The following is a 14,641-nucleotide window of genomic DNA, read 5'->3' as shown; positions in this document are numbered from 1 at the left end:
CAGCAAACGAGCAAAGCCTGACAAGAAAGGCGCTCGCGCTGTGTTTGAAGCAATAGTTTCTGCACTCGCAACCGTTAGTTTTTCAACAGAATCGGCGGAAACCGGACGTTAGCGGCAGGCGCGATGTAGGGATGCCATGTCAGGAAAAGCGAACATGACTTCCCAAATTAATAGAACTTCAACGGTCTACGCTAAATCACCGCCTTGTTTAGAAAACCCCGCAGCCATATTCTTAATCGCGGATCGCTTCCAAGTTCCAATCTGCATTGCCTCTCAGTGTTTGCCTGCAAACACCTGCCATCATAGATGCACTTCGTATTTTTTCGATAACTCAGCTATTGTCATTTCTCCGCGGATAGCTTCAAGCGCAACCTTGGCTTTAAAACCAAATAAATGGTTCATTCGTTTCGTCACTTCAGATCATTTCTCTCACAAGTTGACCCACCATAAGTACTGGCCTGAACTCCCGCGATCACCTCTCTCAAAGTAGGGCATCAAATTGGGGAGCAAAGTTGGACTACGCCACATCTAAGATTTCTGAAGCCTCAGTCAAAGGGCAGGTAAACCAGAAAACGGTCTCTTGGTCTGGCTCACTCTCAAATCCGATCGTGCCGCCCATCAATTCAATCAAGGTGCGCGAGATACTTAAGCCCAAGCCGGTACCTCCACGCTGACGTGCGTTGGAGTTGTCCGCTTGAGAGAAGGGTTGAAATATTTTGTTGCGAAACTCTTCGGGTATGCCCGGCCCCAAATTGCTCACTGAAATTTTGATATGGGTTGGCAGAACTTCGGCCGCAAGCCTAACTGTTGTCTCGGAATGCGCAAACTTACATGCGTTCGATAGCAGGTTTGTCAAAACCTGTATAACACGCTTTTTGTCTGTTGAGATCATCTGTTCAACTTCAGGCTTCAGCACTTCCACTTCGACGTTCCACTGCGAGGCGTAAGTTTCGACCTGTTGTGATGCGTCACTTAAAATCTCGTTAAGACTGAACGAACTCACTTCAACGTTCATATTGCCAGAATTCATTTTTTCCATGTCTAGAATGTCGTCAACAAGACTGGAAAGACGATCAGAATTTGACAAGGCAATCTCGATCAATCGGTCAGTAATCTTGGTTTTTTCAATCTGTGACTGACCTTGCAAAAGTCCGAGCGCGCCTTTGATCGACGTTAAAGGCGTGCGAAGTTCATGGCTGACAGTGGCGACAAAATCACGTTTCATCCGCTCCAGCTTGAAGATTTCTGTCACATCCGTCTGTATCCCGAGCATCCTGAGGGCGGTCCCATCTGGAGCACGCTCGACCACGACGGCATCAGATTTGATCCAGCGCCATTCATCATTTGCGACATTTATGCGAAAACGAACTTCAGCGCGGTCTGTGCGGCCTTCGATGCAGTCCTTTTCGGCTTTTTTGAAAAGGGCAAGATCATCCGCATGCATGCGAACCATCTGTTCTTGATAGGGGTTTTTGCAGTTTGGAAGAGCTACAGTATGCATGTTATCGAACCAAGTATCGGAGACGACTGAGGTTCCGCGCTCTAAATCAATATCAAAAACGCCGATTTGAACGCTTCTCAGGGCGAGATTCCACCGTTGCTCAGCCTCGACAATCTCCTTTGCATGTCGTTCGGTGACAGTGATATCGCGCATGAGCAACGTCGTCCGCTCTTCGCCTTCCGCAGTGAACCACGTTTTCTTTTCGACTTCGATAATCAATGGCTCAGCGGTTTTGATCGACGATGTCACATGTAGTTTTGACCACCCATCAACACCTTGCAGATCCATGTTCGGTAGCAAGTCACCAAGAGACTTTCCAACCAGCCTCATGTGTTTCGTGAGCGGCAACAGAAGCTTCAGTGCAGCCTCGTTCGCTTGGAGAATTTCGCCTGATTTATTGACCGAGAGGATCGCAAGCATCGCATTCTCAAGAATGGAGCGCTTCTCTTTGTCTTGCGTTTCAAGGTCTCGGGTTTTTTGCGCTATGGTAACAGCGATTGTATGGCTTTTCTTGATCAACACACGCAAGATTGTGCTGACCAGTGTCGTAATCAAGAGCCCTAGTGCCAGAACAATCCACCTTGCTCGGAATGGCTGAATAGCATCGAACTGCGGCGTACTTTTAAATGCAATAGAAAAGGTTTGTCCGAATTTTTCAATTGACTGGCGACGACTGTAGTCTGATGTGTCAATGGGCGTCGCGGGTACCGTTTTGATCGTATCAATTGCTGTCTGTGCATTAAATTCGGCTTGTATTTCTATCATTTTGCCTTGCGCAGATGTGAGACCGTTGAAGAAATCCTCGAGGTTCAAAACTGCAAAAGCAAAGCCAATAAAGTCACCTTTCTGCGGTTTGTAGATTGGCTTAAGCATAAACGCCCGAGAGCCGCCGATTTGAGGAACGAGATCTGGGAAGTGTCCAGTTACAAGAGTTTGACCTGTATCACGTGCCTTTTTTGCGATCGCAAGGAGATCGGGATTGCTTGCAAAATCCAGCCCCATAAACATTTGGTGGTTGGCGGGCGGCTCAATATACTGCACGATGAAATGATCAGCTTGAAGCGTAGATGACATACTTTCGAACTGTCTAACTCCATCAGTCGGGCCACTTTCTTGTGATGCCATCGTGGCAAGACCGATGGCATCAAGCATCAACATACTATCGCTCACGTTCAGTGCTTTAACATAGTTTGACATTTCCAACGCGGTTATCCCATCAGATGCCATGACTAGGCCATTCAGGCCATCAAGGAGCCGACTATAGTCTTCGAAACGTCGATCCAAAGAAGTGAGGCTTTGATCAACCAAAACCTGAAAGGATTCTTGCGATCTACCGTGTGCAACTTTGTGCACCAAGAAAAATGAGGAAAAGGATAGTCCAAGAAAAATAACCAGACTGATCCCTTGGATCCATCGCGCCTTGTGATCTGAAGACATTTCTCACCTATTGAATGTATGGCTTTTGCAGGCGACTGAAAACACGCAGTAAATAGATAAGGTGCCATTGTAATTTGAGTGATTGTTACCCTGCAAAAAGGGCAACAATATGACGACAATCCGAACTTACAGAGATGTTTGTTTCGAATTTTGCAATGTCTGGCATCAGCGCTGATGGGGCTAACTGCTGCGTCAGGGAAGCTGCAATGCCGCGTTTGGGCCCCCGATCAACGGCAGCTAAGCACTCGAACACACCTCCCGTTCCACCATTTCCACTTTAAGCGGCTATAACACCAACAGTGTAGCGGCCTCAGGCGCTGGAGCGCCCTTAGCGACCAGATCATCAACCGCATGCGCCAAGCCATGCAGCTTGAGACTACGCAGCATGATGACGATTGAGGCTTTTGCAGGATCATGACGCAATTGTGCTTCTCCCCTGCCTGTCTGAGGGTGGCATAGCGATCTACGTTTGCTTTCGGCGCAGTTCCCAAAACCAAAGCGTTTGGTGGATAGATCTTTGGGTGATCTGTCTGGATTTGATCCAATCAGCCGATGCAGGAGGTCCAGAATATGCGTCTTGGTCGGCACACTAGCGTCCAAAGCTAATTCAACATCTCGCAGCACAGCCTATTCGTTGTGATGTAGGACCAAGGACAGGATATTGACATTTCTCTGTCACCACCATCCTTACCTAGCATGTGATCTTGCAGCCGCTGGAAGGGGTCGAGCATCTCTGCAAACGGCGCACCATTGCGTAATGCACCGAGCTTGCGTTGGATAACCGTCAAATAATGGCGTCAATCATAAATAACTTTGCTAGGTTTTCGGTAGGATCGATCAATGATGCGGCCAGACGTTAGTCAAACAGCATGGAAGCAGACGTTTGCTTTGAGGCTCTGAAAGGGGTTGTCAGACCGTAAGACGTCTAATTAGAAAAACGGGATCGCAAGTTGCGCTTTCTTGCAGGCTTCCGTCTTGGATGGAGCAATCCCCCACTGGTCTGTCCGGCCTTTAGCCCACGTCCAGTCCTCAGGACCGCCGACGCTGTAGGTGTCGTCGACCTGTAAAACCTCTGCCGTGTGTTCAATGACCACCCCGAAGGGATCAATAAAGTAGAGGAACACATTGTCCCCAGGCCCATGGCGTCCCGGTCCCCACCCAATGTTAAAGCCAGCGTCACACATTCGCCCGGAGGCCTTCATGACAGCCTCCCAGTCAGGATGGTTAAAGGCAATATGGTTCAGCGTATCCACTTCGGCGCTCGCGAGGACGATCGAGTGATGGTCAGAATTGGTTCGCAAAAAACCCATCATTTTGGAACGATCCGTCAGCACGAAGCCCAACCCCTGCTCAAGAAAACGAATATCGGCCTCAAGATCGCAGGTGTTGATATTCACGTGCGCCAGTCGGTCGGGCATATGCCGTTCTTTGTCTAGGATTGGTGCGACTTGGGCATCCCCTTGCACGACGCGGTAAAGCCGTCCCGAGGGGTCGCGCAATGCAAACCCCGTCCCGCCACCATGATCTTGCAGCACAGATATCTCGCCCTCGGCGGTTCCACCAGCAGCGACCATACGATCACGCAGAGCCGCAAGGTTAGTGCTCGCCGCCGCGCGAAATGTCATGGAAAGAACACCAGTGGCCTTGCCCTGCGTCAAACGCAGGACGTAGGGATCAGAGCCACAGGCGCGCAGCCAGACGGAAGCACTATCGCGCGATGCCTCCTCCAGCCCCCAAATGTCGGTGTAAAAAGCAACGGCTGCAGCAAGATCAGGCGTCTCAACTTCGACGCTGCGCAACCCTTCGAAGGGAAAATCATACGTCATGTCAACCCTCCGCCACGATCTTGCTCAGCAGCGAACCAACACAATCAATGCGTATCTCGATCTCGTCCCCCGGCTTCATCCAAACTGGCGGCGTGCGCTTGGCGCCAACACCACCTGGCGTCCCCGTGGCAATCACATCACCAGGCGACAAGGCTGTGAATTGCGAAACATAGGCTATGATCACAGGGATTGGAAAGAGCATTTGCGACACCGGCGCTTCTTGCATAATTTTGCCGTTCAAAATTGAGCGTACAACTACGGCATCAAGATCGTCGATTTCATCTGGCGTCACCAGTTCAGGGCCGAAAGGCGCGGTATCGGGGAAGTTTTTTCCAGGGATAAACTGGTTGGTGTGCCATTGCCAATCACGCAGGGACGCATCGTTAAAGCAAGCAAAACCAGCGACATGGCCCATCGCTTCAGCCTCGGAAATATTGCGTCCACCCTTTCCAATAACGACGGCCAACTCTGCCTCGTAATCTAGATGTTCCGATACAGTCGGGCAGATTACAGGGTCATGCGCCCCTACAAGAGTATCCGCAAAGCGCGTAAAAATCGAGGGGTGCGCAACAGCAGCTCGGCCCGTTTCTTTACGGTGGTCTTCGTAGTTATGCCCAACGCAAAGGATCTTGCTTGGATCTGGGATAACAGGCAACAACTTAACCGATGACTTGGACAAACGCGGCGCTGGCCCGTCGAGGTTCAGTGCATCCTCAGCAATGGCTTGACGCAGACCGACAGGCGCATTCGGAAGCGCCCCGAGATCAACAACATCGCTGCCTTCAACACGGCCCCATGATGAACGGCCTTCATGTTCGAAACTAATAAAACGCATTTTAATATTCCTTTCTTTTTACTGCTCTCAGGAGCTGGCAACCTTGGTTGAGATGGGCTGTCCGAGCCCCATGGCCCGTCCAAGACGGACGATTTCGTCACTCATTTGCGATGCGTTTTTAGAGACTGCCGCAGTGTAGAAATCTGGCCGCACCAAGACGTGATGCGCTTGATGCGCATCGAACCAAGTGTCAAAGTGGCCATCAGGATCTGACAGCTCGCTGCTCATGTCGATCGGCCTTGTTCCGAGCTGCGCGACAACGGCTGCCGCCTCAGGCGTCAAAGCCAGCGCACCGCGCGACAGCAGCACCCAGCCGCCCCCTGTCACAGAATCAAGCAGCGCTCCGTCATCGCGAACGGCAGGGTTGATGAACCGTCCCCCCGCGCCTGCGCAGATAATATCGGACGCGATTGGCGCGATCAGATCAGCCGCGGTACGGATATCGCTTTGTGCTCGGACCCGCTCATCGCGCACCTGCGCCTCAGCAGGATCAAGGACACAGATATAATGCCCAGCCTCAATAGCCTTGCCGATGACATGTCGTACCTGTGCGTCGCGCTCAGGCTGATACGTGTCGAGCAATCTGGTGTCGGCTTTGCCCCCAATGACCAGAGCCAGTTTCCAAGCGAGGTTTGCAACATCGCGCATCCCGTGACACATACCCTGCCCAAAGAAAGGCGGCGTCTGATGTGCAGCATCCCCAGCTAAAAAGACAGGGCCGACGCGCCAATCAGCAGCCACCAGACCGTGAAAGCGGTAAGTGGCCGCGCGGATAATCCGGTGCGGCGCATTTTGCACCCAAGGTTCAACAAGCGCCGCGACTGTTGCAGGCCGGGACATCTCGACGTCATCCTCGCCGGGCAGCAGCATAAACTCCCAACGTCGATGCGTGCCACGGCCCGGCACAATGGTCGCTGGACGTGACGGATCACACATCATCACTGATAGCCGTTGCAGGTTTGCGGTTTCGGGCACTCCCGTCAGGTCAGGGAAAGAAATAGGACCATCGACCTCGGCATCGATCACCAGCCAAGGTTCTTCGAATTTAAGATCGTCCAATTGCACACCAAGCGCCTTGCGCACCATGCTGCGAGCGCCATCTGTTCCCAGCACCCAGCGGGTTTGGATCGTCTCGTCCCCCACTGTCAGCTGTGCGCCCTCATTCTTGATCTCAAGTCCCGTCACCTCTTGACCCAAGCGCAAGCTCACGTTCGGATAACGCGCCAGACCCGCCCGTAGGACCTCTTCCAACTCAGGCTGATAAAAGAAATAATCATTGGCGTAACCAAAGGCGCGGGGTTTATCCACGGCGCTCAGATACCGGATCATTCCGTGATCGGCCCCAATATGCAAATGCCCGTCACCCGCCAGCAGTTTATCTTCGAAAGGGGCGAGCAGATCTACATCTGCCAGCAGTCGCAGCATTTCGTGATCCACATGCACTGCGCGCGGCAGCGCATAGGGTGCCATATCGCGTTCAAGTACCAGCACACGTAGACCCGCTTGCCCCAAAAGATTGGCAGCATAGGCACCCACCGGCCCGCAGCCAACGACTGTCACGTCCCATTCTAGTGTCATCTGTTATCTCCGAAATTTCTAGTTTATTGCGTGATCGTCAAAGCGGCGACCACGAACGGCCTTATCAATAAAGCACTTCAGGCAACCACAGGGCCAACTGCGGCATGGCGAAGAGCAGGATCACCAACAACACTGGCGCGACTAAAAATGGCAGGATGCCACGATAGACCGTGCCCATCGACAGTGTCGCGCATTGTGCCTTGATGATGAATAGGTTCATCCCGACGGGTGGCGTAATCAGACCCAGTTCGACCAGCACGGCCACCAGCACACCGAACCAAACCGGATCAAACCCAAAGCCGGTCACGATAGGCAAAAATACCGGCACTGTGATCAGCACCATTCCGATACCTTCAAGAAAACATCCCAAGATGATGAAGATTGCTACGATCAACCCCATCACCAATACCGGCGAAAGTTCGGCGGCCTGCGCTAGCGCCAAAAGGCTTTCCGGCAGTCGGGTTTGCACAACAAAATTGGCAAACATGGTTGCACCGATGATGATCATGAACAGCGCACAGGAAATGAGAACCGATGCCTGAACGGCACGGATAAACCCCTGCACGGTCAACGTCCGACGTAGAAACCCGATGATCACCGCGCCAAATGCACCAATTGAGGCGGCCTCGTTTGGGCTAAAAACGCCAGCATAGATACCGCCGATTGAGACAATAAAAACCAGCATAAACTGCCAAGGTCGCAAAAGTGCTAAGAAGCGCTGCGCCATAGAAACCTTTTCGGCATCCGGCGGTGGGCCTGCACGCCCCGCAAGCATGACCGAGATGGCCATGTAGAGCAGCATCAACACGATGCCTGGAATCATTGAGGCTGCGAACAATCGGGACACCGACGTCTCGGCAATCGACCCGTAAATCACAAGAATGATCGATGGCGGGATAAGAATGCCCAATGAACCTCCTGCCGCGATGGATGCCGCAGAATAGCCATCTTTGTAGCCAGCCTTTTGCATCTCGGGCATGGCGATGCGAGTCATGCTTGCCGCCGTTGCCACCGAAGATCCACAGATCGCCCCAAATGCACCCGATGCAGCAATCGATGCGATGGAAAGCCCTCCACGCACGCCAGTCGTGAAGACCCGCGCTGCTGCAAAAAGTTCGGCGGACATGCGAGACCCCGATGCCACTTCGCCCATCAGGACAAAGAGCGGGATCACTGAAAGCGCGTAATTCAAGGCCGTGTCAAAACTGCCTGTGCCTGCCAGCATTGTCGCCACAGGCAAACCGTTAAGCAAGATATTCCCAACGATGCCGACAAAGGCCAATGACAGCCACACAGGCTGACGTAGCATCAAAAGCACAAACATTGCGCCGACACCGGTAAGGCCGAGGGTGAAAGCACTCATGGTTTTGTCTCCGAAATACTGGGGGTGTCGGCTTGATCTCGATCGCGAACAAACAGCCGCCGCAGCGCCACCCAGATGTTGCCAGCCAAGCCGACGAAAGCGATCGCCCAAAGTGTCCACTGTGGCACGCCGAGTTCAAGAGACCGGTCCCCGTATGTGTAGGCATCCCGTGCAGGCCCAAACATAGACCAACCAAGGAACACAAAGAAAACGAGCGTCCCAAACGAGGCGATCCATTTCAAAAAGCCAAGAGAGCGCGCGGGCAAAAAGGTGTCGATAAGATCAATCACGATTTCGCTGCGCTTTGCGACGACCGGTGCCATGCCGAAAAACACCATGATCAGCAGACTAAATCCAACCACATCATATGCACCTTGCACTGGCGTGTTGAAGGCAAAGCGCAAAACCACGTCGGACACCACGGTCAGCATCATCACAACAATGGCAAGCGAGGCAATATAATGAAAAAGTCGCGTCAAGCGATCCTGTGAAAGCATTACGCCCCCCTTTCATGGGTGGGTAGGGAGCCATCCCCCTACCCCTGTGAAGCTAGGACAGCCTAATCAGTGCGTGTAGGCCGAGAGGAATGCGGAACCGGGCGCGCCAGTCGCATCGACTTCGCTCACCATCGCATTCAAGACTGGCGCGAACTCTGTCTTAAGCGTGGCCATCTGATCATCCGAGAGCCCCACCATTTCGACGCCAGCTTCGATCATGTAATCGCGAGCTGCTGCCTCTCCCTCATCAAGCATCTTGCCAAAAGCCTCGGCACGGTCGGGGCCTGTGGTGTCATCGACGAGTTTCTTCAGCTCGGGGCTCAAACCGTCATAGGTCTTTTGGTTCATCACCACCGCAAAGGCCGCTGAGGCCAAGCCTGGTTCAATCGAATAATCCAGCACGGGGCCAAGATCGAACGCTTTGGTCGCCTCGAATGGGAACGCGGTGGCATCCACGACCCGTTTGGACAGTGCGTCACCAGTCTCAGCGGGTTGCACAGGCACAGGGGACGCACCTAGAATCTCAATCATCTGCTGCCAAATTGTACCAGCGTAGCGCACGCGCATCCCCTCGAACGCAGACAGATCGGATGGATCTTTCGACGCCGTGTGCAGCTTAAGCGGCGGCGTGACCGCCATCCATAAGGCATGCGTGCCTTCAAGTTCGTCGGCCAAGTATTCAGGTGCCAACTCCGTCAACCGACGCGAGGTCACTGCACTGGTACTGCCAGACGATGGGTAAGTCAGCGGCAGACCCGCGAGTTCCGCCATTGGGAAACGCCCTGGTGTTGCTCCGCTTAGAACAACCGACACATCTGCGGCCCCTGTGCGTGCCAGATCGAATTGGCGTGGTGCCGGTCCAAGTTGGCCAGAGGGGAACAGCTCGATGGTCAATTCACCATTGCTTTTCTCTGCCAGCTCCTCACCCCATAGCGTAAGCATCTGATTAAATGCGTGATTTGGCGGTAGAAACGTGGACACTTTAAGTGTTTCTGCGAAAGCCGCTGGAGCAACCCCAAGCAACAGCGCCGCCAAGCATAATGATTTCTTGATAGTCATTGTCTTCCTCCCATTTGATGATTTTCGACCGAAACCTCCCGTTCCGGTCATGGCAATTTTAGCCACCGTTCCTCAAGGTCCGGCCAATAACGTGCGCCGGACTGCCGCAGAGTTTCACTGGCGACAAGATCGGCAAAGGCAGCGATGCCTGTTGCATAACTTTGCCGCGATTGCATCGCGCGCAGCCAACCATCGATGGCTGGAAATTCACTCAACCACAGACCAGAAAAACCAAGACGATCGAGCCGATCAATATAAGCGATCAAAGCAACATCCACTTTAGAAAATGCCGCTCCCATCATCCAATCATGCGCCTCAAGCACTGCTTGCATGTCTGTAAAGGCGCGGCGCAACACCAGCAGCGCCTGCGTCACGTGGACCGAGGCGAGCCCATCCTCAAGCAGCGAAAGACGTTTCATCCGCGACACTGGGTCCGGCATGCGCTCAAGATCCTGTGCGATTTGCTCTGGTGTCTTTTTGGCTCGGATCCTATCTCGCGCAGCGGTCGAAAAGGACAGCGTGTTGATCGCGGCATGAATATCCAGTGTGCGCAGCATCCAATGAGCGGTCGCCACCTCTGCTACATCGCCTTTCGGTGACAACTGCCCTGCCCCCATTTCACGATCTAGATAATCAAGGATGAGGCTCGACTCGACGACCACAAGCCCGTCATCAACAAGCGTCGGAACAACTGCTGACGGGTTAAGTTTACGGTAATCGGGGTCGAACTGATCCCCCTTTTGCAGGTCCAAAACAACGCTATCATAGCTAAGCCCAAGCTCGGCAAGACCGACACGCACCTTCTGAGAACATACGCTGGTTGAGCCGTGATAAAGTGTCAGCATCAGTCATCCTCCCTAGCCGCAAAACCAGCATCCTGCACGATGCTGTCGGCCAATCACTGTGGGACAATGGGTAATATATATAAAATGGACCGTCAATAAAAAATATATATATTTACCTTATCGGAGAATAATATATATAAGTAGCTATACAGCGGAGGGCATCAAATGGACGGCGACAGGACAGACCGTGATAGGCTTAAGGCAAACAGCCTTGCAGATAGGCTTCACGACCAGCTGCGCACAGATATCCTAACGGGGCATCTCGCTCCGGGACTGAAGCTACAAATGAAGCTCCTCACTGAACGTTACGGCGCGGGACAAACGCCGCTACGCGAGGCACTCAATCGGCTGTCCTCTGAAGGGCTGGTCGATAGCCGCGTGCAGCGCGGTTTTTTCGTAAAGCCTGTCCATCTTGACGAATTACGTGAATTGACAAAGACGCGCTGCTGGCTGGAAACGATAGCCCTGCGAGAATCCATCGCGAATGCGACACCAGAGTGGGACGAAGAACTCATCATCGCACACCATCGGCTCACCCGCACCCCGCGCTCGCTCGATCCAGATACATTCGACAGCAATCCGGATTGGGAACCGCTACACCGTGACTTTCACAAGACGCTGATATCACGCTGCGGTTCGCGCCAATTACTTGAATTCTGCGAACAATTGGCTGACCGCCTCTATCGTTATCGGATGCTATCGATCCAAAAGGTTTTCACCACGCGGCATGTCCGCGATGAACATGCCACCATGTTGCAGCTTGCACTCGACCGCGACGCGACGGGGGCCATCACAGCGCTGATGCACCATTACGAACAAACCGCAGCAGCCGTCCTTGAGGATTTAAAGCCAATAATGCACCAAGATCAGCCCTGATGAGGGCGCGAGCTGCAGCCCCCCATCACTGGGTTCTTGCCATATAAGATACACGAACCGCATGAGGCCGATTTTGGCATTTTACGAAGTTTAACGCACCAAAACCAAAATATTTTTACGCCCTCAGCGCATCGCATTGGAACAAAATCATGACCCACCAGCATCAAAATGGAATAGGCCATCATTGTGCCCGTGGCGCGATCGACATTCACAGCCACATAGTCCCATCGACCTTTCCAAAATGGGCCAAAGGACCTGTGCCATCTGGATGGCCGAGCACCGAAAGTTCGGATTGCTGTCACCGCACAGTCATCATCGACAGTCGCCCGTACCGCACCGTCAGCGATGCTTGCTGGGTGGCAGCGCGCCGCCTCGAAGATATGGATCGCAGTGGCATCGCGGTTCAGGCCCTCTCACCAATGCCCGAGCTTTTCAGTTATTGGCTGGACGCGCATGTGGCCGCGGATCTAATTCGCTACATCAACGATGTCATCGCAACCATGGTGCATGAGGGGCGCGGCCGGTTTATTGGTCTTGGCGCAGTTCCCTTGCAGAATCTAGACTTGGCGGTGAAAGAACTACACCGCCTCAAAAACGAGCTTGGTTTTGCAGGCATAGAAATCGGTAGCAATGTGAATGGCACCGCCATCGGCGACCCGAAGTTTGCCGAATTCTTCACAGAAGTGGCGCGGCTCGACTTGTCAGTCTTTGTACATGCAGTCCGCCCCACAGGTATGGACAGGCTCGTTGGCCCGCCTAACTTGCAGCAGGTCCTCGGGTATCCGAGCGATATAGGTCTTGCCGCAGCCTCCATCCTGACCGGCGGCTTACTTCGTAAAACACCTGACCTTAGGATTGCCTTAAGCCATGGCGGCGGCACTTTTTCCGCTCTCCTTCCACGATTAGAACAAGGCTTTCACACCTTTCCTGCTGTGGCCGAAGTGCTTGAAACGTCACCCAGTATTCAGGCCCGCGCCCTCTTCGCCGACAGTTTGACGTTCGATAAAGAAATGTTGCGGCGCGTGGTCGAGGTTTTTGGCGATGATCGCGTGATGATCGGCACAGATTACCCGTTTAACTTTCGTGAAACTGACCCCGTGGGACGCCTCCACGACGCCTTTGAACAGGAATCTGTATTTGAACGACTAACGTCCGGCAATGCACGGGCGTTCCTTGCACTCGACGGCTCTGTTGCATGCGATGGATCAGTTACGTGATTTGTCCAACAAGAAAACCTATGCAAGCTATACGGCACAAGGATAGCAGCCAATGATGACGAAATTCCTTTTGCCGCCTGAGGACCGCTATCCTCGGATCGAGGACCTTGCGAAACAGGCACGACGGAGGATCCCTGAATTCGCTTGGGCGTTTTTAGAACACGGCTCAGGGCATGAGCAGCGCCTTGCGAAAAATTTGGCGGCATTTCAAGAGATCGATCTGTCACCACGCTATCTATCGCAGGCACCGCAAATCGATACAACTGTCGACATTCATGGCACCCGCTATGCGTACCCCTTTGGCGTCGCCCCTGTCGGGCTAGGAGGACTGATCTGGCCCGGCTCAGACCGTGCAATTGCTCAGGCAGCTGCAGCGCGGAATATTCCTATGGTGCTCAGCACGGTCGCCTCTCTTTCAATCGAAGATGCAGCGCAGCTGTCGTGCGCGAACCTATGGTTTCAACTCTACCCAACGGTGTCGCGCGAGATTCGCGACGATTTGCTTGACCGCGCAGACGCGGCTGGAATTCGTAATTTGGTGATCACAATCGATGTGCCAAGCCCCGCACGCCGCGAAACGGCACGCCGCGCAGGACTGCCTGCGGGCGGAAAGATCAGCACTGCGTCTGCCCTGCAAACGGCGATGCACCCGCGATACGCGCTTGAGGTTCTGCGCAACGGCATCCCGACCTTTGCAAACCTCACACGATATGCAGAAAAAGGGTCCCAAAGCGTTGCCAGTCTGGTTCAAAGCGAGCTTGCCGCACGCTTTAACCCTGCCGACATCGAGAGTCTGCGCACGCGCTGGCCACACCAGATCACCATTAAGGGCATACTGACGCCAGAAGATGCAGCTGGCGCATTGGATCTTGGTGCCGATGCCCTTTGGATGTCAAACCACGGCGGCCGCCAGAGTGACGCTCTGCCAACGCCAGTTGATTGCTTGCCTGAGGTTCGCGCAAGCGTGGGTGATACTGTGCCGATTTTCCTTGATAGCGGGGTCCGAAGTGGATTGGATTTGTTAAGAGCCATGTCGCGCGGGGCAGATTGCGTATTTTTGGGCCGTCCGTTTTATTATGCTGTGGCAGCAATGGGTCCCAAAGGGGCGGCACATGCCGTCGACATTCTGGCTAAGGAACTTAGCCACTCCATGAACCAGCATTCAATGGCGTACACCCGATGAGCTACCCCCTGAAATTGGCCCCTGATGCGAGCTTTTATTTGTAGCCTGTGGACATTTCACGGCTTGATGCCGCTCCAAGTGCTCGTTTAGGCTACTTTCCGTTCGAAAGCGACGGGGCTTTTCCAGCCCAGTTCTGAGTGGTGGCGTCGCGGGGTATAAAACCCGTTTATGTATTCAAAGATCGCCATTTCCGCCTGACGCTGGGTTTCCCATGAAGGCGGTACACCTGTGTCCGAGCTTTGCCGCGAGCATGCATGAGCAGCGCCAGCTTTTACAAATGGCGGGCCAAGTTTGGTGGGATGCCCCCTCGGCAGATTACTTTGTAATCGCCTGCCGGGTAATAGATGCGTCTTTGATTGCTGAGATGAAGGACATGGCTGGAACCACAAACGCGTCTATCCAGAATGGTCTTGTCCCGCTTACG

Annotated in this window: 11 protein-coding genes and 4 pseudogenes; 4 read left to right on the top strand and 11 right to left on the bottom strand. The window is 53.4% G+C overall.

Features of this window, described 5'->3' with window-relative positions; genetic code table 11:
* Positions 1-517: 517 nt before the first annotated feature.
* The 10 genes and pseudogenes from KO503_RS15030 to KO503_RS14990 form a co-directional block, all read right to left on the bottom strand.
* The gene (locus KO503_RS15030) at positions 518-2,785 is read right to left on the bottom strand and encodes an ATP-binding protein (protein ID WP_252731119.1); all 2,268 of its coding nucleotides are present in this window, start codon (positions 2,783-2,785) and stop codon (positions 518-520) included.
* Between the two features lie 441 nt (positions 2,786-3,226).
* Positions 3,227-3,361: pseudogene (locus KO503_RS15025) on the bottom strand (ATP-binding protein); the annotation flags it as partial.
* Positions 3,362-3,381: 20 nt separating this feature from the next.
* Positions 3,382-3,786 (bottom strand): annotated as a pseudogene (locus tag KO503_RS17830) (IS21 family transposase); the annotation flags it as partial.
* A gap of 81 nt (positions 3,787-3,867) precedes the next feature.
* The gene (locus tag KO503_RS15020; RefSeq protein WP_215992371.1) at positions 3,868-4,764 is read right to left on the bottom strand and encodes a VOC family protein; all 897 of its coding nucleotides are present in this window, start codon (positions 4,762-4,764) and stop codon (positions 3,868-3,870) included.
* A gap of 1 nt (position 4,765) precedes the next feature.
* Positions 4,766-5,599 (bottom strand): fumarylacetoacetate hydrolase family protein, encoded by an 834-nt coding sequence (locus KO503_RS15015; protein ID WP_215992370.1) that lies wholly within the window; start codon positions 5,597-5,599, stop codon positions 4,766-4,768.
* Positions 5,600-5,626: 27 nt separating this feature from the next.
* Positions 5,627-7,177 carry a bifunctional 3-(3-hydroxy-phenyl)propionate/3-hydroxycinnamic acid hydroxylase gene (locus KO503_RS15010; protein WP_215992369.1) on the bottom strand — a complete coding sequence of 517 codons (1,551 nt, stop codon included), beginning with the start codon at positions 7,175-7,177 and terminating at the stop codon, positions 5,627-5,629.
* A gap of 64 nt (positions 7,178-7,241) precedes the next feature.
* Positions 7,242-8,540 carry a TRAP transporter large permease gene (locus tag KO503_RS15005; protein ID WP_215992368.1) on the bottom strand — a complete coding sequence of 433 codons (1,299 nt, stop codon included), beginning with the start codon at positions 8,538-8,540 and terminating at the stop codon, positions 7,242-7,244.
* Positions 8,537-9,037: a TRAP transporter small permease gene (locus tag KO503_RS15000; RefSeq protein ID WP_215992367.1), complete on the bottom strand. Its 501-nt coding sequence runs from the start codon at positions 9,035-9,037 to the stop codon at positions 8,537-8,539. Before KO503_RS15000 ends, KO503_RS15005 begins: the two co-directional genes overlap by 4 nt.
* A 66-nt stretch (positions 9,038-9,103) precedes the next feature.
* Entirely contained in the window at positions 9,104-10,096 is a 993-nt protein-coding gene (locus tag KO503_RS14995; protein ID WP_215992366.1) for a TRAP transporter substrate-binding protein, read from the bottom strand.
* A gap of 47 nt (positions 10,097-10,143) precedes the next feature.
* Positions 10,144-10,941 carry a glutathione S-transferase family protein gene (locus KO503_RS14990; protein WP_215992365.1) on the bottom strand — a complete coding sequence of 266 codons (798 nt, stop codon included), beginning with the start codon at positions 10,939-10,941 and terminating at the stop codon, positions 10,144-10,146.
* A 165-nt stretch (positions 10,942-11,106) separates the two neighbouring features.
* Here KO503_RS14990 and KO503_RS14985 point away from each other — a divergent pair, with 165 nt between their 5' ends.
* The 3 genes from KO503_RS14985 (at position 11,107) to KO503_RS14975 (ending at position 14,217) form a co-directional block, all read left to right on the top strand.
* Positions 11,107-11,817 (top strand): GntR family transcriptional regulator, encoded by a 711-nt coding sequence (locus KO503_RS14985; protein ID WP_215992364.1) that lies wholly within the window; start codon positions 11,107-11,109, stop codon positions 11,815-11,817.
* A gap of 149 nt (positions 11,818-11,966) precedes the next feature.
* The gene (locus KO503_RS14980; RefSeq protein ID WP_215992363.1) at positions 11,967-13,034 is read left to right on the top strand and encodes an amidohydrolase family protein; all 1,068 of its coding nucleotides are present in this window, start codon (positions 11,967-11,969) and stop codon (positions 13,032-13,034) included.
* Positions 13,035-13,086: 52 nt separating this feature from the next.
* A complete protein-coding gene (locus KO503_RS14975) occupies positions 13,087-14,217 on the top strand; it encodes an alpha-hydroxy acid oxidase (protein WP_215992362.1) in 1,131 nt (376 codons plus the stop codon).
* An 86-nt stretch (positions 14,218-14,303) separates the two neighbouring features.
* Here the strand turns inward: KO503_RS14975 and KO503_RS14970 are convergent.
* Positions 14,304-14,429: pseudogene (locus KO503_RS14970) on the bottom strand (IS3 family transposase); the annotation flags it as partial.
* A gap of 1 nt (position 14,430) precedes the next feature.
* Here KO503_RS14970 and KO503_RS14965 point away from each other — a divergent pair.
* A pseudogene (locus KO503_RS14965) lies at positions 14,431-14,519 on the top strand (transposase); the annotation flags it as partial.
* Between the last annotated feature and the right edge of the window lie 122 nt (positions 14,520-14,641).

It is taken from the genome of Pacificibacter marinus, from assembly GCF_018860505.1.
Classification (GTDB): domain Bacteria; phylum Pseudomonadota; class Alphaproteobacteria; order Rhodobacterales; family Rhodobacteraceae; genus Celeribacter; species Celeribacter marinus_B.
This window is presented reverse-complemented; position numbering and strand designations above follow the sequence as displayed.

Bases quoted from the DNA above. Each gene is read 5' to 3' on its own strand.
- KO503_RS14995 (WP_215992366.1), bottom strand. From the start codon at position 10,096: ATGACTATCAAGAAATCATTATGCTTGGCGGCGCTGTTGCTTGGGGTT.
- KO503_RS15020 (WP_215992371.1), bottom strand. From the start codon at position 4,764: ATGACGTATGATTTTCCCTTCGAAGGGTTGCGCAGCGTCGAAGTTGAG.
- KO503_RS15015 (WP_215992370.1), bottom strand. From the start codon at position 5,599: ATGCGTTTTATTAGTTTCGAACATGAAGGCCGTTCATCATGGGGCCGT.
- KO503_RS14990 (WP_215992365.1), bottom strand. From the start codon at position 10,941: ATGCTGACACTTTATCACGGCTCAACCAGCGTATGTTCTCAGAAGGTG.
- KO503_RS15010 (WP_215992369.1), bottom strand. From the start codon at position 7,177: ATGACACTAGAATGGGACGTGACAGTCGTTGGCTGCGGGCCGGTGGGT.
- KO503_RS15000 (WP_215992367.1), bottom strand. From the start codon at position 9,037: ATGCTTTCACAGGATCGCTTGACGCGACTTTTTCATTATATTGCCTCG.
- KO503_RS15005 (WP_215992368.1), bottom strand. From the start codon at position 8,540: ATGAGTGCTTTCACCCTCGGCCTTACCGGTGTCGGCGCAATGTTTGTG.
- KO503_RS14975 (WP_215992362.1), top strand. From the start codon at position 13,087: ATGATGACGAAATTCCTTTTGCCGCCTGAGGACCGCTATCCTCGGATC.
- KO503_RS14980 (WP_215992363.1), top strand. From the start codon at position 11,967: ATGACCCACCAGCATCAAAATGGAATAGGCCATCATTGTGCCCGTGGC.
- KO503_RS14985 (WP_215992364.1), top strand. From the start codon at position 11,107: ATGGACGGCGACAGGACAGACCGTGATAGGCTTAAGGCAAACAGCCTT.